Below are 22,408 nucleotides of genomic sequence, written 5' to 3'. Positions count from 1 at the left end.
ATTTATTATTTCTGTTTTGTAAAACTCGCATAAAAATATCCTCCCAGCATATTTCTTATACTCAGACAGTTACAAAACTTTTTCGAAACAATAAGTAAACACTCGGCTTCTCAAATGTGGAAAAGGAGGATAATGACCTTTGAATTTTTTAGTACCATTTTATTTTAATTAGTGTGATACTCAACAATTATTATAAAAGTGGAGATTCAACCTCTGAGATAAAAATTCTAAACTAAAACTCAACTTATTTATTATTAATATATTATTTTTATCAAATACTTGCTATAGTAAAAAATGATTAATTTTCTAAGAATAAAAGAATATATTTTAAAAGTATTAGGGCTTATAAAAATGCAAAAGACTGAAAAACAGCTATTAGAAGATAGACTAAAAGAACTACTAATAAATAAAAAAAAAGAAGAAGGAATTGTAGTTAGTTTAAAAGGAAAGTGGGGAGTTGGGAAAACACACTTTTGGAAAGATTTAATTGATAATGAACTGAAAAACAACAATGAATTAAAATATGCATACATATCATTATTTGGTAAAAACTCACTTGATGAAATTAAAAAAGAAATTATTTTAAAAATATCTATAAAAGATAAAGTATTAGGTTCTATATCTGGAAGTCTTAAAAATATTAAAACTACATTTGGTCTAAAAGAAGATGATAATAGTTTTGGTATTACTGGAACTTTATTAGGAAGTTTAGTTTCATTAGTTGAAAAAAAAGACTTTAAAAATGTATTAATTTGTTTTGATGATTTTGAACGTCTATCTGCTAGTTTAAATATAAAAGATATATTAGGTTTTATTTCTGAATTAAAAGAACAAAAGAATTGTAAAATTCTTATGATTAATAATAACAATGAACTGAAAAAATCAGATGTACATAATTATCAAAATATTATGAAAGATGATGAAAAATTACATTATGTATTAACAAATACAAATTTAGAAAAAATATTTGAAGACTATAGAGAGAAAATTATTGACTTTGAATTTGAGTATAGTTTTAATGATTTTGATGAGAAATTTAATAATCTTTATAAAATTGATATATTTGACAATGAGTTTATACTAAATGAAATAAAAAAGAATGCTGATAATTTAGAAATTGAAAACATAAGATTATTAAAACAATACATATCTAACCTTGAATTATTTTTACAATATTTTCAAAATAAAAAAATTTCTAAGCTAGTAAAACAAATATTAATTGTAGATATAATGATTTATTCTTATGAAGTAGAAAATTTTCAATTGATAAATTGGTATGGAAAAATAGATTCAACATTGATTATAGATTCTTTAAAAAAAGGCTATATATTAGAAAAGGATTATTTACATAGTAACCTTGAAATGCTATCTCAAAAATTAAGTGCTGAAAAAAGTAATTTTGATATTGCGAATAAACTTCATAAAATCCCTGATAAGTTTAGTTTTGAAGTCAATTATACTAAAGAAGAATATATCAAGGATTTAAAAGAATGTATTATTGGACATGAAGATATTTTATTAGAAGTTATTTCACTAGATAACTTAAAATACTATTTAAATGAGCTAGATAAATATTCAAGTGAATTTAATATAAAGAATATATTAGATGAGTGTGCTAAAAAATATATTGATAAAATATTTAAAGATGGTTTTGATGCAAAGAAACATATGCATAATAGCATGATACAACAAATACAAAATGAAAATCCCCATCTTAATAAATATGTAGAAGAAAAAAGAAGTGAGGCTTTAAATATAAATGGACTTTCAGAAGAAGAAATTATTAAAAATTATCATAATCCACAAGAAAAAAGTTCATGGGGTATAGAAGAAGAAATTTTAAACTCAATTAATTTAGAAAAGCATATAAAATTTATGAAAAAATCACCACAATATTTTGAAGAAGCTTTTGAATTTGCACGATGGATAAATAGATTTAATGGTAAAAAACCTTTTGAAAAAACATATCAGAATATTATTGAAGCAATAAACATTATTAGTTCAGAAAATGAAGAAATGAAAGCTAAAATGGAAAGAATAAAAAATATAATTGATAAGTGGGATGATAATAAAAGTATTTAAAAGTAATATTAGATATATTAGATTTTGAGTTTAGTCAAGGCGAAGATTGATTTTTTCTCGGAGCGTACACGCAGTACGTGAGAATAAAAAATCAATCTTTAACGCAGAATAAGCTAAAAAGATGATGTTTATAACATCACTTTTTAGATGTGGTAATTAGGCGCCTCATTAGTAATAGTAACATCATGCACATGACTCTCTTTAAGTCCTGCACTTGTTATCTCTACAAATTCTGCTCTTTCTTGGAATGTTGGTATATCTTTAGAACCTAAATATCCCATAGAACTTCTAAGTCCTCCGACGAATTGGTGGATGATATCTCCGATTGCTCCTCTGTAAGGAACTATTCCTTCAATTCCTTCAGGAACTAATTTATCAGGTGCTGTTCCTTCTTGGAAATATCTGTCTGTACTTCCTTTTGTCATAGCTCCGATTGATCCCATTCCTCTGTATGTTTTAAATTTTCTTCCGTGACTTAAGATAACTTCACCGGGAGATTCTTCGGTTCCTGCTAATGCACTTCCCATCATAACTGCACTTGCTCCTACTGCTAAAGCTTTTGCAACATCACCTGAAAATTTAATACCACCGTCTGCAATTACTGGAATATCATGTTTAGCAGCTTCTGCCGAACACTCATCTATTGCACTTATTTGTGGAACACCTACACCTGCAACAACTCTTGTAGTACAGATACTTCCAGGTCCGATACCGACTTTAACCGCATCAGCTCCTGCTTTGATTAAATCTGCTGTTGCTTCTGCTGTTGCAACATTTCCTGCAATAATTTCTACGTCAAGTTCTGCTTTGATTAGTTTAACAGTATCTAAAATACCTTTTGAGTGTCCGTGTGCAGAGTCTAAAACTAGAACATCAACACCAACTTCTACAAGTGCTTTTGCTCTGTCTAATTGGTTTACACCGATTGCTGCTCCAACTCTTAATCTTCCAAATTCATCTTTATTTGCATTTGGATATTCTCTTTTTTTATTAATATCTTTAATTGTAATAAGACCTATAAGTCTGTTATTTTTATCTACTATCGGTAATTTTTCAATTTTATTTGCATGCATAATATCTGCTGCTTCATCAAGTGTAGTTCCTTCTTTACCTGTAATTAACGGCATTGAAGTCATTTTTTCTTCTACAAGCAGTGAATAATCTTTTGTAAATCTCATATCTCTGTTTGTTAGGATTCCAAGAAGTATTTGATTGTCATCTACAACAGGAACACCTGAAATTTTATATGAAGCCATAATATCTTCTGCATCTTGCAGAGTTTGGCTTTTTTTAATTGTCACAGGATCTATTATCATTCCTGATTCACTTTTCTTTACTTTTTTACATTGTAAAGCTTGAGACTCTATGTCCATGTTTTTGTGAATTATTCCAATGCCTCCAAGTCTTGCCATTGCAATTGCAGCTTCATACTCAGTTACAGTATCCATAGCAGCACTTACAAAAGGAATATTAAGAGTAATATTTTTTGTTAATTTTGATTCTAAATTCACCTCTCTTGGCAAAACCTCAGATTTTGCAGGAACTAATAAAACATCTTCAAACGTCAATGCCTTTTTTCTAATTTTCATAAACTTGCCTTTTGTATATCATTAAATTATTTATAATTAACCGCTTTTTCTAAAGCTAAAGCACCATCAAACAAAGTTTGCTCATTATAAGCTCTTCCTATTAATTGTAAACCTATTGGCATACCTTCGCTGTTTTTGTCAACAGGTAAAGATATTGCTGGCAGACCAGCTAGATTTACGGAAATTGTGTATATATCGCTTAAGTACATTTCCAAAGATGTTTTAAAACTTCCAAACTCAGGTGCAGTTGTCGGTGCAACAGGAGAAAGAATCAAATCCGCATCTTTAAATATATTTTCATATTCATCTTTTATCAAATGTCTAACTTTTTGAGCTTTTATATAATAAGCATCATAATAACCTGAACTTAAAACAAAAGAACCTAACAAAATTCTTTTTTGTACCTCTTGCCCAAAACCTTGAGATTTTGTTTGAGTATACATATCTTTAAGTCCACCCTCACCTTTTCTATTTCCATATCTTACACCATCGAATCTTGAAAGATTTGCACTAGCTTCTGCAGTTGCTACTATATAATAAGATGAAAGAATCTTATCTGTATCTAACATATTTTTATGAACTATTTCATGTCCTGCAGCTTCAAGAGCTTTTACGGCTTTTTCAAATCCTTGTTTGATTTCATCACTAGCTTGTTCAACGAAGTTATCGATAACTGCAATTTTTAATTTTCTTTCACTATTTAAATTTGGAGTAACAGGAGTATAATCTACATTTGCAGAAGTTGAGTCCAGAGGGTCATGCCCTGAAATAATATCATATAAAATTGCTGCATCTTCTACATTTTGAGTTATAGGTCCAACTTGATCCAAAGATGAAGAGTAAGCTGTTACGCCGTATCTTGAAACTCTTCCGTATGTTGGTTTCATTCCTACGCATCCGCAATAAGCTGCCGGTTGTCTAACTGAACCGCCTGTATCGGTCCCTAATGCTGCAACTGCAATTCCTGCTGCAACTGCTGCTGCACTACCGCCACTACTTCCACCTGCTGTTTTATTTGGATTATGGGGATTTAAAGTTTTACCGTAACAAGAACTGTCTGTTGAACTTCCCATCGCAAATTCATCCATATTTGTACGACCGAAAGGGCTAAGTCCTGAATTTCTTAAATTTTTAATTACTGTTGCATCATATGGACTTACATATCCTTGAAGAATATTGCTACAACAAGTTATATTCCAATTTTTTACATTTATAATATCTTTAATAGCTATAGGAATACCGTCACTTGATGTTGTAACTTCTTTGTTTGTTAATTGTTCTACATAAGCACCTATATTACTCTCTTTGATTTTTGAGCTTAAATCTTCTCTTAATTTTTCAATTTCCTCACCGTTTAAAGTTAGTGCTTCTTTTAGAGTTATCAAAATCTATCTCCTGGATTACGAATAGTATATTGCGCGTTATTATATAGAAAAAATGATTAAAAAACGGTAAATAATTTTAGAGAATAAAATGAATAATTTTTAGAAATAAAAAAAGGGAGATGAAGAAATCCTCACCTCCCTTTTATAGTATCAGATTAAATACTATACAAAAGCAATAAATGCCATAGGTGTAGCATCACCTCTTCTGATTCTTGTTTTTACAATTGAAGTATATCCACCGTTTCTTGATTCATATTTCGGTGCTATTTCATCAATAATTTTTTTAGTAGCTTCTTTATCTTGTAATAATGCAAAAACAGCTCTGTGAGTGTTGAAATCTGCATTTCTAGATGTAGTTACTAATCTTTCAATATATCTTTGCAACTCTTTTGCTTTTGGTACAGTTGTTTCTATCTTCTCTCTTGTAATTAAAGCGATTGCTAAATTTTTTAGTAATGCTTTTCTATGAGAAGAAGTTCTGTTTAATCTTCTATATCCGTGCTTATGTCTCATATCAAACCCTTAATTATGCTTTTAATTGCTCTAGCTTTCTTCTTAAAGCCGAAGCAACATTTTCAGGAAGTGTATTATCAATCGGGAAACCTAAAGATTCTAATTTCTCAGAGATTTCATCAAAAGATTTTTTTCCTAAATTTTTAATATTTTTAACTTCTACTTCACTCATAAGTACTAATTCACCTAAGAATTTAAGTCCAGCTCTGTCTAAAGAGTTGAAACTTCTAGCACTTAAATTTAAATCATCAATTTTTACAATTAAATCTTTTAATTCTACCGGTTCTTCACCTGAATCATTAACTGTAACTTCAGATAAATCAAATACTTTGTTAAATACCGACATTTGTGAGTACATAATTGATACTGCTTCTTTAAAAGCTGCAACCGGAGTAATTTGTCCGTTTGTTTGTACTGTAAATACGGCTTTTTCAAAGTTTGGATTATCTTCAACCAACATTTTTTCAATATCATATACTACTTTTTTTACCGGAGTAAAGAAAGCATCTAATGGAATATAATCTGCACTTACCATCTCTCTGATATCTTCAGAAGGCATATATCCTATACCTCTTTGGATAATTACTGAGAAAGTTAAATTACAGTCTGAGTTAATAGTTGCAAGGTGAACATCAGGACTTACTATTTCAACATCTGAGTTTACTAAGTCTTCACCTTTAATCTCTTTTGGTCCGTCAAAAGAGTATTCAACAACTACTTGTTCTTCGTCACCATTAATTTTGAATTTAATGTTTTTAAGATTAATTACAAAAATAGCTATATCTTCAAGCATACCTCTTAATGAGTCAAACTCGTGAGAAGCACCTTCAATTTTTACTGCAATAGGAGCATATCCAACTGATGAACTTAATAAAAGTCTTCTAAGAGGGTGTGCTAAAGTTATTGCAAAACCACTTTCAAATGGATATGCTGATATTTTAGCCTCATCATCATTGATAGCCTCTATTTCAACCTCTGTTGGTAAAAACGGTGTGTCTGCAAATTTTTTCATAGCCTACCTTGCTTATTATTTAGAATATAACTCTACGATTAATCTTTCTTCAACAGGAATAACAACTTCTTCTCTAGTTGGGATTCTTGTAAAAATTCCGAATACTTTATCTTTATCTACGTCTACCCAGTCAACAATACCGGTTTGGTTTGTTAATTCAAGTGATCTAGCAACTTGTGGGTTAGTTTTAGATTTTTCTTTAATTTCTATTTTTTGTCCGGGTTTTACAACGTATGATGGAATATCAACTTTTTTACCATCTACTAAAATATGCCCGTGAGTTGTAAATTGTCTAGCATTTGCTCTAGTTGTAGCAAATCCCATTCTATATACAACGTTATCTAATCTTTGCTCAATTAAAGTAATTAAGTTAGATCCAGTGTTACCTTCTCTTCTTGCTGCTTCTTTAAAGTATTTTCTAAATTGTTTTTCAGAAACACCGTACATGAATTTAGCTTTTTGTTTTTCTCTTAGTTGTAAACCATATTCAGAGATTTTCCCTCTTCTTTGTCCGTGTTGTCCTGGAGCAAATGGTCTTTTTTCTAATGCAGATTTTCCGTTAAGTCTTCTTTCACCTTTTAATCCAAGGTCTGCGTCCAATCTTCTTTCAATCTTTTCTCTCGGTCCTCTATATCTAGCCATTAACTACTCCTTACACTCTTCTTCTTTTAGGAGGTCTACAACCGTTGTGTGGTAATGGTGTAACATCTTTAAACCACTTAACTGTAATACCTTCTATTGCTCCAACAGATTTAACTGCTGTGTCTCTACCTGAACCTGGCCCTTGGATTTTGATACCAACGTTTTTAATACCGTGTTCCATTGCTTTATTCATTGCATCTTCAACTGCTTGTTGAGCTGCAAACGGAGTAGATTTTTTAGAACCTTTGAATCCTAAGTTTCCTGCACTTGACCATGCAATTGCATTACCTGCATTGTCAGTTACTGTTACCATTGTATTGTTAAATGTTGCTGCAATATGTACGACACCGTCAGCAATATTCTTTTTAACAACTTTTTTTCTAGTTACTTTTCTTTTTGCCATTAGTTATCCTTATTAACTTGCTGCAGCTGCACCAACAGTTTTCTTTTTACCTTTTCTAGTTCTAGCATTTGTTTTAGTTTTTTGCCCTCTACAAGGTAAACCTTTTCTATGTCTTAACCCTCTGTATGAACCTAAATCCATAAGTGATTTGATATCCATCGCAACTTTTTTTCTAAGATCCCCTTCAACCATATAGTTTTCGTGAAGTTCTTTTCTAATTGCTGCTGCTTCGTCTTCTGTTAGTTCGTGTGCTCTTTTATCATAAGAGATACCTGTAGCATCTAAGATTAATCTAGAATTATGTAAACCAATACCATAGATATATGTTAAAGCATACTCCATTCTTTTTTTATTTGGTAAATCAACACCTGCAATCCTAGCCATGATTATCCTTGTCTCTGTTTATGTTTTTTGTTTTCGCAGATCACTCTTACGACACCGCCTCTTTTGATAATTTTACATTTATCACACATTTTCTTTACTGAAGCTCTAACTTTCATCAGTCTGTCCTTTTTGTGTATATTCCCATATCCAACAGGCAAGAGCTATATAAAAAGCATTTTGCTTAATTCTCTGTTCTTACCAACTCTTTATAAAACACAAAAAGATTTTATAAAAAATTCTTTAGTGGTTGGAAAAATGGAAACGGATTATAATTAATTTTTGCTTAAATATTGTTTAACTTCCAATTATTTCATACCTTAAGCAAATTTGGTTAAAATTTTGCTTCTGATATTTAAGATATAAAAGGAAATATATGAAGATTTTCAGTGATGAGTTTATTAACGTACAAATAGAAGAGAGTGAAATTCCCTGGCTTAAGATTTTTACAAATGAAAATTATAAAGAGTTAACACAATGTCCTAAAGAGGTAAAAGAGGATATTTTCAGAGCATTAGAGATTATTGAAAAAGAGATGATAGAGTATTATCATCCTGAGAAAATCAATATTGCTTCATTTGGGAATTATGTTCCGCACGTACATTTTCATATTATGGCAAGATTTAAAGAGGATTCTTATTTTCCTGAACCTATGTGGGGTAAAAAACAGAGAAATGCAAATTTGAATCTTCCTGATTTCAGTAAATTTTGTGAAATTGTAAAAGAAAGTTTGAAAAATAAATAGAAATATTTAAGACTCCTTTTGAGTCTTAAATATTTTAAAGTTTGCTGATGTTGTTTGCTATAATATCACCCATTTCAGAAGTTGAAACAACTTCCTTAGCGTCATATGCCGCCAAGTCTTTTGTTCTATATCCGTCTTTTAGAGCTTTTTTAATTGCTGCATCTATTTTATCGGCAGCTTCGCTTTGACCTAAAGAGTATCTTAACATCATTGCAGCACTCTCAATTGTTGCAATAGGATTTGCAATTCCTTGACCTGCAATATCAGGAGCAGAACCGTGAATAGGTTCATAAATAGCTGTTTTATCTCCTGTTGAAGCACTTGGTAAAAGTCCGATTGAACCAACTACCATTGAAGCTGTATCAGAAAGAATATCACCGAAAATATTTCCCGTAACTATTACATCAAACTGTTTTGGATTTCTAACAAGCTGCATAGCCGCATTATCTACATACATATGGCTAAGTTCAACTTCAGGATAACCTTTAGCTATCTCTTCCATTGTATCTCTCCAAAGTTGAGAAACTTCAAGTACGTTTGCTTTGTCTACAGAACAAATTCTTTTATCTCTTTTCATAGCTAATTCAAAAGCTTGTTTTCCGATTCTTTCTATTTCAGGTTTTGTGTAAACCATAGTATTAAATGCTTTAAATCCGTCGTTTTCTCTAGGTTTACCAAAATAGATTCCACCTATTAGCTCTCTTACAACCATAATATCAACACCTTCTATAACTTCAGGTTTAAGTGTTGAAGCATTAACTAATTCATCATAAATAATAGCTGGACGTAGGTTTGCGTAAACTCCCATTGCTTCTCTAAAGTTTAAAAGTCCTGTTTCAGGTCTTAAATCTCTTGGAAGCGTATCCCATTTTTCTCCACCGATTGCACCAAATAGACAAGCATCCGAGTTTAAAACACCCTCAACTGTCTCTTTCGGAAGAGGAGTTCCCGTTACGTCAATAGCGATTCCTCCCATCAAATACTCTTTATATTCTAAACTAAAACCGCAAGAGTAAGATACTGCATCTAAAACTTTAATTGCTTCATCAACAATTTCAGGACCGATACCGTCACCTTTTATTATAGAAATATCATACTTTTTCATTTTTATTAATCCTTTTTCATCTCAGCTTTTGCATAATTTATTAATCCACCAGTAGAGATAAGTTCTTGCATAAATTCAGGAATCGGGATAAATTTATAAATTTTATTAGTTGTATTATTTGTAATAATCCCTTCATCTAAATCTATTGAAATCTCTTCACCCTCTTTGATTTCCAAAGACTCCGGCAATTCAAAAATAGGAAGTCCCATATTAAAAGAGTTTCTATAAAATATTCTTGCAAAAGAAGGTGCAACAACGGCGGCAACTCCTGCAGCTTTTAGTGCAATAGGAGCATGTTCTCTACTTGAACCGCATCCAAAGTTTTCCCCTGCAACGATAATATCACCTTTTTTTAATTTTTTCGGGAAATCAGGATCTGCATCTTCCATAACATGATTTGCTAAATGCTCTGGGTCTGAACTATTTAAATATCTTGCAGCAATAATAACATCAGTATCGACATTTGCTCCAAAATTCCAAACTTTTCCTGTAATCTTACTCATATTTTAGTTCCTTAAATTTAGTACTTTTTTTAAAGTTTATTTTTCTAAAGTTTTGCATTTTATCTAAAATTTTAAAAATTATAGATTAAATAGAATTCCTTAAAGTGATTTTTAACTAATTTGGGTATAATATCTGACTTATCTTTAACATATGAGGAACACCCATTGAGTACAAAAGATTTAAATAAAGATATTGAAGATATTGTAAAAGAATACAAAGATTCAATTTTAACTTATGAAAAACTTATCAAAATCTTTCCTAAAGCTCCCTCAGCAGCAAATGTAAAAAAACTTTTAGCCCTTGTTCAACTATACAATGTAACTTTGATTAGCTCACAAGAACAAGCAAAAAGAATGAATGCTGAAGAAGCAAAGAAAAAAGAAGATTTAAGAAACAAACTAAAAGAGAATGATGAAGATGTCTTCGATTTATTAAAAAGTAAAGAGCTTCTTGAATGGTCAAGATCCGACTCTCCTGTAAGAATGTATTTAAGAGAAATGGGGCAAATCCCGCTTTTAACAAAAGAAGAAGAGATTGAAATATCTAAAAAAATAGAGATGGGAGAAGATGTTATCCTTGATGCAATCTGTTATGTTCCCTATCTAATTGATTTTATTTTAGAATATAAAGAACCTTTAGTAAATAGAGAGAGAAAAGTAAAAGAACTTTTTAGAAACTTTGATGATGAAGATTCTGACGATGACGATTCAGACAATGATTCAGAAATCGAAGAAGAAGAGGTTTTAGATGAAGATGATGATTCTAAAAAACCTGCAAAAAAACTTGATAAAAGAGCTGAAACTATTATAGCTGCTTTTAAAGTTTTAGAAAAAGCAAAAAAAGATTGGCTTAAATTCCAAGCAAAAGAGTCTCCAAAATCAGAAGGCGAAGTTGATCAAATGCAATATAATTTATCGGTTGCATTTAAGAAAAAAGTATTAAAAGACTCTTTATTCAATTTAGGACCTACTTCAAAACTAATTACAGAGATTGTAAAAGCGATGGAAACAGCTTTAAAATCAGAATCAGGATTTGAAACAGAACTTAAAAAGCTTGAGTATAAATTACCTTTATTCAACGATATTTTATTAAAAAATCACCAAAAGATTTTGGATAATATCGTTAATTTGTCAAAAGCTCAAATTACTGCAATGGTTCCTGAAGCTACTATGGTTTCTACATATATGGAGATCAAAAAACTTTTCCAAACCGCAGAAGCTAGTAAAGGCGGATTTGATTTAGAGCCTGAAGAACTTATGGACGTACTTGAGCAAATCAAACGCGGTAAAAAGATAACCGATGAAGCAAAAACAAGAATGGCTAAATCAAACCTTAGACTTGTTGTATCTATCGCAAAAAGATACACAAACAGAGGTTTACCTTTCTTAGATTTAATCCAAGAAGGAAATATCGGTCTTATGAAAGCCGTTGATAAGTTTGAGTATAAAAAAGGTTATAAATTCTCTACTTATGCAACTTGGTGGATTAGACAAGCAATAAGCAGAGCAATTGCAGATCAGGCAAGAACTATTAGAATTCCTATTCATATGATTGAAACAATTAACAGAATCAATAAAATCATTAGAAAAGGTATTCAAGAAAACGGTAAAGAGCCGGATGTAGAAGAGATTTCAAAAGAAGTAGGCCTTCCTACTGATAAAGTTAAACAAGTTATAAAAATCACAAAAGAGCCTGTTTCATTGGAAGCTCCTATAGGAAGTGACGATGACGGTAAGTTCGGAGACTTTGTTCCAGATGAAAAAGCACCGACTCCTGTTGATAATATTATGAAAGAGGATTTACAAGGTCAAATAGATCAAATCTTAGCTCAGCTAAATGAGAGAGAACAAGCAGTTGTTAGAATGAGATTCGGTCTTATGGATGATGCAAGTGACAGAACATTGGAAGAAATCGGTAAAGAACTTTCTGTAACAAGAGAAAGAGTTAGACAGATAGAATCAAGTGCAATCAAAAAATTAAAGCATCCAAAAGTAGGTAAAAACCTTAAAAATTATGTTGAAAGTTAGTCCTTATGAATTTTTATGAAGAGTGGGTTGAATTAGATTTAAACCCTGTTATATCTTTTTCCTCTTTAGGAAAATTAACTTATTCCAACCATGAAGCTCAATTTTTGCTTAGTAGAATTAAGCAAAAAGAGCTTTTTGACTTAGCTTTGAAGTACGCTCCTAAAACATACGGTGTTGAGACTACATATATTGATTTATCGATTAAAAATTACTCTTTTTATGCAATTACGGTTAAATATGAAAACGAAGAAGAGATTCATATGAAACTTTACAAAAGCGCAATGGTAAAAAGAGATTCTAAACTTAGTACGAAAAATACCAATATTACAAATATTTTTACTCTTGTTGATTTAGCAATATCTACAAAAAAGATAAAATCTACTACTAGATATATAAAAAACTATGATCCTTCAATTCCTGAGTTTAAAATAAATGCAGGTGAGTTTATAAAAGTATTGAATCTTATATATGACAATTTTAACAATTCGGAAATGCTTACTACTTCTGTTATTTTAAAAATCGGTGAATATATAAGAATAGAAGGGGAAAAACACTCTATTATAAGTGTTGAAGTTTTATCTAGCACTAAATGTGATATTGATAAATTTGATTATAAAGATGAAAATGCATCTTTTATAGTTACAAAAGATGAAAATAAGATCACTATTGATCTTCCCCTGATTTTAAAGTAATCTTTGAAATTAGAACCGAAATAGGAACAATAGCCAATCCTATTAAAAATGGGATTGGTAAAAGAATCTTATTGTTATTTAAAGCAAAAAATCCCAATACCAAAGTAGCATATCCTAATATTCTATAAATAGATACAAAACCGCCTGCTGAAAAAACTGCATTTTTAAAAGAGTCTCTTTTTACTTTTGTTTTCTCTTCTTTTATAATCTCTTTAATTTTTTGGGCAGTTAACTCTTCTTCGGGAATCTCTTCATTTTCACTATAAAGATCAAAAGGATCATCTATTTCATCAATTTTATCTCTCTCGTCTTTTAATTGTTTAGATAGATCCAAATTAGAGAGCCTGTTTTGTACATTTCTTTTATATGAAAAAAAAGAGGCAAGCGTAACAAAAAGCGAACCTAAAAAAGCTACCTGTGTATTTAGAAGCCATATGTTATTTTGAAAAACAAGACAATATAATATAAGACAAAGATCTACAATGATAAAGACCTTTGCAAATGGTAGAATTTTATTCATCTTCGTCGTCGTAAGATTTATCACCGTGTTTAGCTCTATAAGAGTATCGAGGATCGTTTTCCAAGCCTTCAAACTCTTTTTGAGCTCTTTTGTAGGCTCTGTAGATATTAAGCCCCGCAGCTGCTAATCCCCAAAAAAGTCCCAGCCACAAAGTCCAAGTATAACCTGTCAGTTGTTTTAAACCATATCCTATACCAAAACCTATGGCAACGGCAGCAACTATAGATATTCCTAAAGATAGATTATCTAAAGCTTCAAGTTTACCTCTGTGTTTAGGTACTTTTTTCTCTTCTTTATTTTCCATTAATCTCCAATTTTACAGATAAGTACAACAATAATCTGTTATTTCATCAACTTTAACTTCAAAACTAGAGTTTGCAGGAACTTCAAACTCACTACCCATAGAAAATGTTTCCCAGTTACTTTCCATTCCTGATAAAAGAACTTCAAGTTTTCCTGATATGATTTCCATTTTTTCGGCAGCTTTTGTATTAAAGATATATTCTCCGGGTAACATTATACCAAGTGATTTTACGACACCGTTTTTATCTGTATAGTTTCTGCTTGTAACTCTTCCGTCATAATAGATATTTGCTTTTTTTAATAAATCAACATCTTTTTCAATAAAACTCATAACTATCTCCTTAGAAATTTTTCATTATTTCATCTGCTGCTTCTATACATCTGTTTATCTCTTCCTCTGTAATTACAGTTGACATAAATCCTACTTCGTATTGAGAACAAGCAAAATAGAAACCTTTTTTTAACATTTCATGATGGAATTTTGCAAATCTGTCAAAATCGCAGAATTGACTTACCTCTTTAAAGTTTTTAGGTTCTTTCTCTGCGAAGAAGAATCCAAACATACTTCCTCTTGTATTAACTTGTAAAGCAACATTGTTTTTTGAAGCAACCTCTTTTAATCCATTAACAAGTTTTAAAGCTTTTGCACTCAATTCATCATATATAGAAGGATTTGCTTTAAGTTTTTTCAAACTTACAAGTCCTGCTGCCATAGCAACAGGGTTTCCGCTTAGTGTTCCTGCTTGGTATATTTCACCTTCAGGAGAAAGATGCGACATTATCTCATCGTTAGAGGCAAATGCACCTACAGGCATACCGGCACCGATTACTTTACCGAAAGTTACGATATCGCCTTTGGTCTCAATAACTCCATGGGCACCTGTTAATGATGCTCTAAAACCTGACATAACTTCATCAAGGATAAGAAGAGTATTGTTTTCATCACAAAGTTTTCTACACTCTTTTAAAAACTCTTCATCTGCGGGAACTAATCCCATATTTCCTGCAATCGGCTCAATAATAATACAAGCAATATCATTTGACTCTTTAAAACATTTTCTTAAACTTTCAATATTGTTATACTCGCAAACAATAGTATGTTTCGTAAAATCAGCGGGAACTCCCGGAGAGCTTGGAGTTCCAAATGTAGCCAATCCCGAACCTGCTTGCACTAAAAGTGAATCTGAATGTCCATGATAACATCCTTCAAATTTTAAAATATCGTTTTTCCCTGTTACACCGCGAGCCAGTCTTATTGCCGACATAGTAGCTTCAGTTCCCGAACTTACAAATCTTACTTTGTCTATATTATCATACATATCGACAATTTCAGAAGCAAGTTCTGTTTCAAGTACAGTCGGCGCACCGAAAGACAAACCTTTTTTTACGGTTTCTAAAACCGCATTTTCAATATCACTGTCGCAATGTCCAAAAATAAGAGGTCCCCAGCTTTGTACAAAATCTAAATATCTGTTTCCGTCTATATCTTCAAGATAAGCCCCTTCACCTTTTTGGATAAAAGGAGGCGTTCCTCCCACAGATTTAAATGCTCTAACCGGTGAATCAACTCCTCCGGGAATAACTTTTTTTGCATCTTCATAAGCTTTAATCGAATTTTCAAACATTATTTCATTCCTATAAAAAGTTTTTATTTATTTTTTAAAAGCATTATTCTACTATAATTCCGGTATGAAACCAATTATATTAGCTCTTGTTTTATCAATTATTTTACACTTACTTCTTTTTGTTCCTTTTAAGTTTGAAAAAGATGTACCCAAAAAAGAGGTTGTACCCAAGGTTGAGAAAAAATCTTCCGTAAGATATGTAAAAATCCAGCCTAAAATAGTGCCTAAACCTAAGACTGAAAAAGAAGTTGTAAAAAAAGTAGAAAAACCAAAAAATTATAAAATTGTAAAAAAAAGAAAAATAGTTCCCCAAAAGAAAATCAGCAAAAAAAGAAGAGCAAAAAAAATTCCCGCTACCGCTCCTAAAAAAATCGTAAAAAAATTTACTCCTAAAAAAAGCGTTACGGTGAGACCTCAAGAAAAAAGAAAAACAATTCCCCAAAAAAATCTTGAAAACTTTTTATTAAGTGAACCCGTACCTCTTGATAAATCAATGCTTGATGAGATAACCCAAAGTTATTTAAAATTATACGGGAAAGAGTATGAAAAACTTACGAATGTACAAAAAGTTTTTATTCAAAACAGTATAAAATCTATTGTTGAGATTACTAGAAGTTATTATAGCTTTCCTTCTATTGCCTTAAAACTTAGAAAAAATGATTATAATATTGTTGAATTTACTCTTCATCCAAACGGAGATATAAGCGGTTTGAGAATTGTACAACCGGGGAATTACTCTTTTTACGATAAATCAATTTTAGAAGCCATTCAATACGCATATAAAGATTACCCAAGACCTAAAGAGGCAACTAAAATAAAATTTTACATTACTTATAGAGTTTATTAACTTTTACATATTTTTAACAATAAAAAAAGTAGAATTACACAATTTTATAAATATTATTAGGATTTTTAATGTTGACCGACAAGATCAGAAATAGAGAAAAAGGCATTTTACTTTACGGTATTACGCCTCCCAAAGCCAACAATACAGAAGAGAAGATAAAAGAGATTGCCCAAAAACATATTGAAAGAATTTCAAAACTTGATGTGGACGGACTCGTTCTTTATGATATTCAAGACGAATCAGACAGAACAAATGAAAAAAGACCTTTCCCTTTTATAAAAACAATGAATCCTTGCGAATACTCCAAAAACTATCTACAAGAGTTAAAAACTCCAAGAATCGTCTATAGGGCAGTAGGGAATTACACTGCTAAAAGATTTAAAGAGTGGCTAAAAGAGACTAGACCTACGCAAGTTCACTCAGTATTTGTAGGGGCGGCGTCTTATGAGCAAAAAAATCCTTTAAGCCTAAAAGAGGCGTATAAACTAAAAAGAGAAGTAAATGACAATCTCTGTTTAGGAGGTATTGCAATTCCTGAAAGACATACGAAAAAAGGGGATGAACACTTAAGAGTATTTTCTAAAATAGATGATTCTTGCGAATATTTTATTACCCAATGTATTTACGATTTGGAAGCTGCAAAAATATTTTTAACAGATTATGCAAAATATGCAAAAGAGCATAACTATGAAATGGTTCCTATTATCTTAACTCTTACTCCTTGCGGTAGTAGTAAAACACTTGATTTCATGAAATGGCTGGGTATAAATATTCCAAACTATCTTGAAGAGGATTTAAAAGAATCAGGAGATATTTTAGATGCTTCAATTAAACTTTCAAGAGATATTTTTGAAGAACTTTACAGTTTTGGACTAAAAAGAGGAATACCAATAGGCTGCAATATCGAAAGTGTAGCTATAAGAAAAGCCGAGATTGATGCTTCCGTTAAGCTTTTGGATGAAATAAAAGCTATTATTAAAAAGTATTCTTAATATATAAAAGATAGTTTATCTTTTATTTTATTTTTGAGGAGTTTTACACTCCTCTTGGTCTTTTGTACTCACTTCGTGAGTACGTTTTCATGCTTTTTTGTTGAAAAAAGTATGGCAAAAAACAACTAGACGTATTGTTGAAGGCAAAGCTTCCCTACAGTTTGCTAATTCTTTCCTGACCTGCGAAACTCCTTCCTAAAAGGTACATTTAGTACCTTTTATCCAGTCAAACAGTCCTCGGTCTTTTTCGGAAATAATTAGAAAACTTTCGGCTTCAACAAAGTCTGGACTGTAAAAAAACATAAACTTTATTACATAGATTTAATGCGACACCAATTCAAATAAAATGGTATTAAAATAAAACATCCTTATCCTCTCCAACCTCTGCAAGAACTGGAGATTTTTAAAATATTTACGATGAAAAGTGAGGATTGTTTGAGGAGAGAAAAGTGCTAAATGCACTTTTTCGACGAGTTCCGCAACGCAGTAAATATTTTAAAAATCGGAAGGTACCCTTTAGGGTTCTGAAGCCGTTGGTGATTTCTTTGCTACTTTCTTTCTTCACAAAAGAAAGTCGATAAAGAATATAAAGCACAGTAAAAAGTTTTGAGTATCTAATAGTTTTTAAAATGCAATTACAAGCTTCATATATTTATCATTTTCTTAAACTATCAAAATTTTCATCCAATAGTAATACTAAAGGATAAGATATTAAAGATATACCTTGATAATCCAACATAAAAATATTAGATATTTTGTTGTTAATTAAATTTAACCTAGTTAAAACCTCAAATCAATTTAATATCTTTACATTAACAATGTTAAGATATTAGATGTTTTTATATATTATTTATATATAATGTAATACTAATAAATAGTTAGACTACAATCATTTTATTTGCATTTTTTGTATAATTTATGCAAAAATGAAGTTTATTATGCTAAAATTACTTAAAATTAATAATTTGGATATATTATGTTAGTAGAATTCACAGTAAATAATTTTAAGTCAATTAAAGATACTGTTAGATTCAGTATGCTTACTTCCTCAAAAGATGAAGGTAATAGCTTTGAAAAAAGAAAGTACAATTTACTTAAAAGCGCCATTTTATATGGTGCTAATGCGAGTGGTAAAAGTAATTTTTTAAGAGCAATGGCATTTATGAGTAGATTTGTATTAAATAAATACAAAATCATTCAATCTACGGACAAACTTCCACATGAACCTTTTCGATTATCTACCGAAACTGAAGACGCTTCAAGTAGCTTTGAAATTGTATTTTTTATTGATGATATCAAATATCGATATGGTTTTGAAATTGATAATGAATTAGTTTATTCAGAATGGTTATACGCTGATGAAAAAGGGAAAGAGGCGAAATTATTTTATAGAGACTTAGAAGAAAAAGAGTATGTCAATCCAAATAAATTTGTAGAGGGGTATAGCTTTTTTAATAAAAAAGATGAAAAAATTAATGTATCTACTAATCAACTTTTTATTTGGAAATGTGATCAGGAGAATGGAGAGATTTCAAAAGCTATACTAAATTGGTTTAATCGATTTAACATGATTGATGGTATGGATCACAATGGATATATTAATTTCACTATGAAAAAAATGGATAATGAAGACTTTAAAGAAAAAATTATAGACCTTGTCAAAACAGCTGATATTGGAATTGATGATATTCAAGTTGAAGAGGAAGATGTACCATTAGAAGTTATTGAAAAATTACAATTACCTGAATTTCTAAAAGATGAAATGATTAAAGAAGGGGGATTTAAATCTATCACTTTAAACACATTACATCAAAAATTTGATAGTAATGGTAATGTAGTAGACAATGTTATTTTTGAACTAGAAAAAGAAGAGTCAAAAGGAACTAGAAAATTTTTTGCTATGTCTGCACCAATCTTAGATACATTAAAAAATGGAAAAGTTTTAATTATTGATGAGTTAGATGCAAGTTTACATCCTATATTAACACAACATTTAATTAAACTTTTCCACGATGAAAATATCAATAGAAATAATGCTCAATTAATTTTTGCTACACATGATACAAATCTCTTGAAAAGAACAATTTTCAGAAGAGATCAAATTTGGCTAAGCGAAAAAGATAAATACGGTTCAACTGATTTATATTCATTGGCACAATTTAAGAATGTTAGAAAAAATGAAGATTTTGAAAAGCAATACATTCATGGCAAATATGGTGCAATTCCATATCTTGGAAAATTTGAGTTTTAGGAATTATTATGGGTAGAAGAAGAGGTGGAGACAAACTACATAATAAAAAGAAAGAATTAGAAAAAAAAGATTTTCAAAGAAAAACAAATGATAAAGCTACTGTACCTGATGTAATTATAGCTTGTGAAGATAGTGTATCATCACCAACTTACTTTCAAAAAATCATAGATAAACTTATTGAAGATAAGAGAATCACTCAAGATTCTTTTATCATTGTCTCTCATAGTGGGAAAACACATCCCACGGGCGTTTTAGAAGATTTAAAAAACTATTCAGACGAAAATAATAAAAAATATACAGATTTTGAACACAAGTGGATTGTAATAGATAGAGATATGGAAAGAGTAAACGGTGGAGGACATACAGCAGAAGATTTCAATAATGCTATAAAAAATGCAAAAAGTAAAAGAAAAGATTTAAATATTGAAGTTGCCTACAGTAATGATTCTTTTGAACTATGGTATTTATTGCATTTTGACTATAGAAGTACTGCAATTTTAAGAGATGAAATTATCAAAAAAGTTATTGAAAAGTTAAAAAAGGTTGAACCACATAAATTTTCTAAATTAAATAAAGATAATATCAAAGAAAAAAACTACACACAAATGATTTTTGATACCTTATTAGACAAACAAGAAATTGCAATTAATAATGCAAAAAATCTTTTAAGTTTTCATGGTAGCTCTCATAATCCTGAACAAGACAATCCAGCAACAAAAGTTCACATATTGGTTGAAACTTTGAATAACTTAGGAATGTCTAACAAGTCCTCGCAGTGAACGCACAGCATCACTGAAGTCAAACGTTACTTCACCACTACTTTACTGTAGCTAAAACAAGCTCTCTAAGTGTCTTACAAGCAACTGCTGTAGAAACCCCGCTTGCATCATATTTTGGACTAAGTTCTACTAAATCAAGCCCTACTACATTTTGTAAACTACTTAAGATTTTGATTATTTCCATCATTTGATGAAAATCAATTCCTCCAGGTTCTGGTGTTCCTGTTCCCGGGAAAACAGAAGGGTCTAAAACATCTAAATCAATAGTTATATAAACAGGTTTCTCTTTTAGTCTTCTAACACAAGATTCTAAAGTATTAAAAGTAAATTTTTCCAAATGGGTATGTTTTTTTGCCCATTCAAACTCCTCTTTAAGTCCTGAACGAATACAAAACTGATTTACCTTTCCATCCCCTACTTGATCGTAAATACGTCTTAAAACCGTTGCATGACTTAAAGATTCTCCCAAATAATCTTCTCTTAGATCAGTGTGTGCGTCAAAATGAATGATATGCAGATCTTTATATTTTTTTGATAATGCTTTTACAGGAGCCAAAGAGACTAAATGTTCTCCACCTATCATAATAGGAACTTTCCCTGCATCGATAATTTCTTGAGTTGTCTCTTGTATCATTCTCAAAGCTCTCTTTTTGTCCCCGAAAGGAAGTTCCAAATTACCGTAATCAAAAAGTTTCAACTCTTCTAAATCTTTATCTAAATAAGGACTGTAACTCTCAATAGCCCAAGAATCTTCTCTCATAGCACTAGGTGCAAATCTTGCTCCCGGTTTAAAAGAGGTTGTTCCGTCAAAAGGAGCTCCGAAAAGGACTGCCGTTGACTCCTCAAAACTATTTTCAAAACCTATAAAGCAGCTATTTTGTGCTTGCAAAACTATAATCTCCTTTCAAAACTATACATATCCATAAATCTAAAAGCCAATAGATTTTCTAAAATAGCAAATAGTACTATAAAATTGATAAAAGAACTTCCACCGTAGGAGAACAAAGGAAGAGGCAAACCTACAACGGGAGCATATCCTATTACCATTAAGATATTTACACTCATATTAAAAAAGATTAGAAGCCCCAAGCCGGAGGCAAAACTACGGATTACAAAATCATCATGAAAATAGTAATTCAAGGACAGAAGATGAAAAATAAGCAGTGCATATATAAAAATAAGTCCAAAAGCTCCTAAAAATCCATGTCTTTCAACAAAATATGCAAAAATAAAATCACTTGTTGCAATAGGTAAAAATTTTAGCTGGGATTGCGTTGCATCTTCCGCATCTTTTCCGAGCAAACCTCCGTTTCCTATAGCAATAATTGACTGCTGAACCTGATAACTAGGTTTTTCTGAAAGAAAATCTTTAATTCTTTTTTTCTGATAATCTTTTATTAAATAAGTATAAATCAAAGGAGAAGCCAAAACTATTGTAAGAAGAATAGTAAACCAAATTTTCCAGTTTACTCCTATAATAAAAAGTATTCCGTAACCTACAAGCAAAAGTACAAGTGCAGTACCTAAATCAGGCTCTTTTGCAATTAGAACAAAAGGCAATATTATATAAAAAGAGAAGTATATAAAATCTTTTAACTTATAACCGCCCTCTTCTGGTTGTCTGTTTTGTATTAAATGTCCGAGCATAAGAATAAAAACGGGTTTAAAAAGTTCACTTGGCTGAATTGTTGTTCCTACAAAAGGAATACTTAGCCATCTTTTGGCTCCAAGCTTGGTTACGCCCCAAAATTCAACTGCTAAAAGCAAAAATATTCCAATCCAGTAAAGAAGCGGTATTAATCTAATATTTCGTCTAATAGGAAAAATAAAAACAATAAGAAATGCCACAACCGACAAAGAAAAATATATAAGTTGTTTATTCGCCAAGGTATCGTTTGTTTCACTAATTAAATTATATGAAAGCAGTACCAAAGGTAGAATAAATATAATAAGTAAATAATCAAAATGAGATATAATTCTTTTATCAAATAAACGCATATTGAAAGAGTAT

Annotated in this window: 24 protein-coding genes; 8 read left to right on the top strand and 16 right to left on the bottom strand. The window is 30.7% G+C overall.

Features of this window, described 5'->3' with window-relative positions:
* Positions 1-294: 294 nt before the first annotated feature.
* Positions 295-2,082 (top strand): P-loop NTPase fold protein, encoded by a 1,788-nt coding sequence (locus tag AANAER_RS05860; RefSeq protein ID WP_129081876.1) that lies wholly within the window; start codon positions 295-297, stop codon positions 2,080-2,082.
* Positions 2,083-2,225: 143 nt separating this feature from the next.
* Here AANAER_RS05860 and guaB read toward each other — a convergent pair whose 3' ends face one another.
* From guaB to rpmJ, 8 genes are all read right to left on the bottom strand, one after another.
* Positions 2,226-3,671, bottom strand: a complete 1,446-nt coding sequence (gene guaB / locus AANAER_RS05855) for an IMP dehydrogenase (RefSeq protein ID WP_044415250.1) — start codon at positions 3,669-3,671, stop codon at positions 2,226-2,228.
* Positions 3,672-3,697: 26 nt separating this feature from the next.
* On the bottom strand, positions 3,698-5,056 hold the full coding sequence (gatA, locus tag AANAER_RS05850; RefSeq protein ID WP_129081875.1) for an Asp-tRNA(Asn)/Glu-tRNA(Gln) amidotransferase subunit GatA: 1,359 nt from the start codon (positions 5,054-5,056) through the stop codon (positions 3,698-3,700).
* Between the two features lie 162 nt (positions 5,057-5,218).
* The gene (gene rplQ, locus AANAER_RS05845; protein ID WP_044415253.1) at positions 5,219-5,569 is read right to left on the bottom strand and encodes a 50S ribosomal protein L17; all 351 of its coding nucleotides are present in this window, start codon (positions 5,567-5,569) and stop codon (positions 5,219-5,221) included.
* Between the two features lie 13 nt (positions 5,570-5,582).
* The gene (locus tag AANAER_RS05840; RefSeq protein WP_044415255.1) at positions 5,583-6,581 is read right to left on the bottom strand and encodes a DNA-directed RNA polymerase subunit alpha; all 999 of its coding nucleotides are present in this window, start codon (positions 6,579-6,581) and stop codon (positions 5,583-5,585) included.
* A gap of 15 nt (positions 6,582-6,596) precedes the next feature.
* Complete coding sequence (rpsD, locus tag AANAER_RS05835; protein ID WP_044415257.1) at positions 6,597-7,223, bottom strand: 30S ribosomal protein S4; 627 nt, start codon at positions 7,221-7,223, stop codon at positions 6,597-6,599.
* Positions 7,224-7,233: 10 nt separating this feature from the next.
* Positions 7,234-7,626 carry a 30S ribosomal protein S11 gene (gene rpsK, locus AANAER_RS05830; RefSeq protein WP_044415258.1) on the bottom strand — a complete coding sequence of 131 codons (393 nt, stop codon included), beginning with the start codon at positions 7,624-7,626 and terminating at the stop codon, positions 7,234-7,236.
* 12 nt (positions 7,627-7,638) lie between these two features.
* Positions 7,639-8,010, bottom strand: a complete 372-nt coding sequence (gene rpsM / locus AANAER_RS05825; protein ID WP_044415262.1) for a 30S ribosomal protein S13 — start codon at positions 8,008-8,010, stop codon at positions 7,639-7,641.
* Between the two features lie 2 nt (positions 8,011-8,012).
* Complete coding sequence (rpmJ, locus tag AANAER_RS05820; RefSeq protein WP_044415264.1) at positions 8,013-8,126, bottom strand: 50S ribosomal protein L36; 114 nt, start codon at positions 8,124-8,126, stop codon at positions 8,013-8,015.
* 257 nt (positions 8,127-8,383) lie between these two features.
* Here rpmJ and AANAER_RS05815 point away from each other — a divergent pair, with 257 nt between their 5' ends.
* Positions 8,384-8,752 carry an HIT family protein gene (locus AANAER_RS05815; protein ID WP_129081874.1) on the top strand — a complete coding sequence of 123 codons (369 nt, stop codon included), beginning with the start codon at positions 8,384-8,386 and terminating at the stop codon, positions 8,750-8,752.
* A 34-nt stretch (positions 8,753-8,786) separates the two neighbouring features.
* Here AANAER_RS05815 and leuB read toward each other — a convergent pair whose 3' ends face one another.
* Both leuB and AANAER_RS05805 read right to left on the bottom strand, forming a co-directional pair.
* Positions 8,787-9,857, bottom strand: coding sequence for a 3-isopropylmalate dehydrogenase (gene leuB / locus AANAER_RS05810; RefSeq protein WP_129081873.1), 1,071 nt, complete (start codon positions 9,855-9,857; stop codon positions 8,787-8,789).
* Between the two features lie 5 nt (positions 9,858-9,862).
* Positions 9,863-10,360 carry a 3-isopropylmalate dehydratase small subunit gene (locus AANAER_RS05805; protein WP_044415270.1) on the bottom strand — a complete coding sequence of 166 codons (498 nt, stop codon included), beginning with the start codon at positions 10,358-10,360 and terminating at the stop codon, positions 9,863-9,865.
* 165 nt (positions 10,361-10,525) lie between these two features.
* Between AANAER_RS05805 and rpoD the strand changes: the two genes are divergently transcribed.
* The gene (gene rpoD / locus AANAER_RS05800) at positions 10,526-12,388 is read left to right on the top strand and encodes an RNA polymerase sigma factor RpoD (RefSeq protein ID WP_129081872.1); all 1,863 of its coding nucleotides are present in this window, start codon (positions 10,526-10,528) and stop codon (positions 12,386-12,388) included.
* Positions 12,389-12,393: 5 nt separating this feature from the next.
* Positions 12,394-13,080: a hypothetical protein gene (locus AANAER_RS05795; protein ID WP_044415274.1), complete on the top strand. Its 687-nt coding sequence runs from the start codon at positions 12,394-12,396 to the stop codon at positions 13,078-13,080.
* Here the strand turns inward: AANAER_RS05795 and AANAER_RS05790 are convergent.
* From AANAER_RS05790 to hemL, 4 genes are read right to left on the bottom strand one after another with little or no spacing between them, the layout of a single operon-like run.
* Complete coding sequence (locus AANAER_RS05790) at positions 13,052-13,600, bottom strand: hypothetical protein (RefSeq protein WP_129081871.1); 549 nt, start codon at positions 13,598-13,600, stop codon at positions 13,052-13,054. The genes AANAER_RS05795 and AANAER_RS05790 overlap by 29 nt on opposite strands.
* Positions 13,593-13,904, bottom strand: coding sequence for an AtpZ/AtpI family protein (locus AANAER_RS05785; protein ID WP_044415278.1), 312 nt, complete (start codon positions 13,902-13,904; stop codon positions 13,593-13,595). Before AANAER_RS05785 ends, AANAER_RS05790 begins: the two co-directional genes overlap by 8 nt.
* A gap of 12 nt (positions 13,905-13,916) precedes the next feature.
* Positions 13,917-14,234, bottom strand: coding sequence for a pyrimidine/purine nucleoside phosphorylase (gene ppnP / locus AANAER_RS05780; protein ID WP_179951811.1), 318 nt, complete (start codon positions 14,232-14,234; stop codon positions 13,917-13,919).
* A 10-nt stretch (positions 14,235-14,244) separates the two neighbouring features.
* Entirely contained in the window at positions 14,245-15,528 is a 1,284-nt protein-coding gene (hemL, locus tag AANAER_RS05775; RefSeq protein WP_129081870.1) for a glutamate-1-semialdehyde 2,1-aminomutase, read from the bottom strand.
* 64 nt (positions 15,529-15,592) lie between these two features.
* Between hemL and AANAER_RS05770 the strand changes: the two genes are divergently transcribed.
* From AANAER_RS05770 to AANAER_RS05755, 4 genes are all read left to right on the top strand, one after another.
* On the top strand, positions 15,593-16,375 hold the full coding sequence (locus AANAER_RS05770; protein WP_129081869.1) for an energy transducer TonB family protein: 783 nt from the start codon (positions 15,593-15,595) through the stop codon (positions 16,373-16,375).
* A gap of 68 nt (positions 16,376-16,443) precedes the next feature.
* Positions 16,444-17,367 carry a methylenetetrahydrofolate reductase gene (locus AANAER_RS05765; protein WP_129081868.1) on the top strand — a complete coding sequence of 308 codons (924 nt, stop codon included), beginning with the start codon at positions 16,444-16,446 and terminating at the stop codon, positions 17,365-17,367.
* A 976-nt stretch (positions 17,368-18,343) separates the two neighbouring features.
* Positions 18,344-19,618, top strand: coding sequence for an AAA family ATPase (locus AANAER_RS05760; protein WP_129081867.1), 1,275 nt, complete (start codon positions 18,344-18,346; stop codon positions 19,616-19,618).
* Between the two features lie 8 nt (positions 19,619-19,626).
* Positions 19,627-20,397, top strand: a complete 771-nt coding sequence (locus AANAER_RS05755; protein ID WP_129081866.1) for an RloB family protein — start codon at positions 19,627-19,629, stop codon at positions 20,395-20,397.
* Positions 20,398-20,434: 37 nt separating this feature from the next.
* Here the strand turns inward: AANAER_RS05755 and speB are convergent, their stop codons facing one another.
* A complete protein-coding gene (gene speB / locus AANAER_RS05750; RefSeq protein ID WP_129081865.1) occupies positions 20,435-21,286 on the bottom strand; it encodes an agmatinase in 852 nt (283 codons plus the stop codon).
* A 2-nt stretch (positions 21,287-21,288) separates the two neighbouring features.
* Entirely contained in the window at positions 21,289-22,395 is a 1,107-nt protein-coding gene (locus tag AANAER_RS05745) for an FtsW/RodA/SpoVE family cell cycle protein (protein ID WP_129081864.1), read from the bottom strand.
* Between the last annotated feature and the right edge of the window lie 13 nt (positions 22,396-22,408).

Source organism: Halarcobacter anaerophilus, assembly GCF_006459125.1.
GTDB classification, from domain to species: Bacteria; Campylobacterota; Campylobacteria; order Campylobacterales; family Arcobacteraceae; genus Halarcobacter; species Halarcobacter anaerophilus.
Note: the sequence above shows the minus strand (reverse complement) of the source record. Positions and strands in the feature narration are given on the sequence as shown.

Bases quoted from the DNA above. Each gene is read 5' to 3' on its own strand.
- AANAER_RS05760 (WP_129081867.1), top strand. From the start codon at position 18,344: ATGTTAGTAGAATTCACAGTAAATAATTTTAAGTCAATTAAAGATACT.
- rpsD (WP_044415257.1), bottom strand. From the start codon at position 7,223: ATGGCTAGATATAGAGGACCGAGAGAAAAGATTGAAAGAAGATTGGAC.
- AANAER_RS05755 (WP_129081866.1), top strand. From the start codon at position 19,627: ATGGGTAGAAGAAGAGGTGGAGACAAACTACATAATAAAAAGAAAGAA.
- AANAER_RS05860 (WP_129081876.1), top strand. From the start codon at position 295: ATGATTAATTTTCTAAGAATAAAAGAATATATTTTAAAAGTATTAGGG.
- AANAER_RS05840 (WP_044415255.1), bottom strand. From the start codon at position 6,581: ATGAAAAAATTTGCAGACACACCGTTTTTACCAACAGAGGTTGAAATA.
- rpsK (WP_044415258.1), bottom strand. From the start codon at position 7,626: ATGGCAAAAAGAAAAGTAACTAGAAAAAAAGTTGTTAAAAAGAATATT.
- AANAER_RS05795 (WP_044415274.1), top strand. From the start codon at position 12,394: ATGAATTTTTATGAAGAGTGGGTTGAATTAGATTTAAACCCTGTTATA.
- AANAER_RS05805 (WP_044415270.1), bottom strand. From the start codon at position 10,360: ATGAGTAAGATTACAGGAAAAGTTTGGAATTTTGGAGCAAATGTCGAT.
- AANAER_RS05770 (WP_129081869.1), top strand. From the start codon at position 15,593: ATGAAACCAATTATATTAGCTCTTGTTTTATCAATTATTTTACACTTA.
- hemL (WP_129081870.1), bottom strand. From the start codon at position 15,528: ATGTTTGAAAATTCGATTAAAGCTTATGAAGATGCAAAAAAAGTTATT.
- ppnP (WP_179951811.1), bottom strand. From the start codon at position 14,234: ATGAGTTTTATTGAAAAAGATGTTGATTTATTAAAAAAAGCAAATATC.
- rplQ (WP_044415253.1), bottom strand. From the start codon at position 5,569: ATGAGACATAAGCACGGATATAGAAGATTAAACAGAACTTCTTCTCAT.
- AANAER_RS05745 (WP_129081864.1), bottom strand. From the start codon at position 22,395: ATGCGTTTATTTGATAAAAGAATTATATCTCATTTTGATTATTTACTT.
- rpmJ (WP_044415264.1), bottom strand. From the start codon at position 8,126: ATGAAAGTTAGAGCTTCAGTAAAGAAAATGTGTGATAAATGTAAAATT.
- rpsM (WP_044415262.1), bottom strand. From the start codon at position 8,010: ATGGCTAGGATTGCAGGTGTTGATTTACCAAATAAAAAAAGAATGGAG.
- AANAER_RS05790 (WP_129081871.1), bottom strand. From the start codon at position 13,600: ATGAATAAAATTCTACCATTTGCAAAGGTCTTTATCATTGTAGATCTT.
- leuB (WP_129081873.1), bottom strand. From the start codon at position 9,857: ATGAAAAAGTATGATATTTCTATAATAAAAGGTGACGGTATCGGTCCT.
- guaB (WP_044415250.1), bottom strand. From the start codon at position 3,671: ATGAAAATTAGAAAAAAGGCATTGACGTTTGAAGATGTTTTATTAGTT.
- AANAER_RS05785 (WP_044415278.1), bottom strand. From the start codon at position 13,904: ATGGAAAATAAAGAAGAGAAAAAAGTACCTAAACACAGAGGTAAACTT.
- AANAER_RS05765 (WP_129081868.1), top strand. From the start codon at position 16,444: ATGTTGACCGACAAGATCAGAAATAGAGAAAAAGGCATTTTACTTTAC.
- AANAER_RS05815 (WP_129081874.1), top strand. From the start codon at position 8,384: ATGAAGATTTTCAGTGATGAGTTTATTAACGTACAAATAGAAGAGAGT.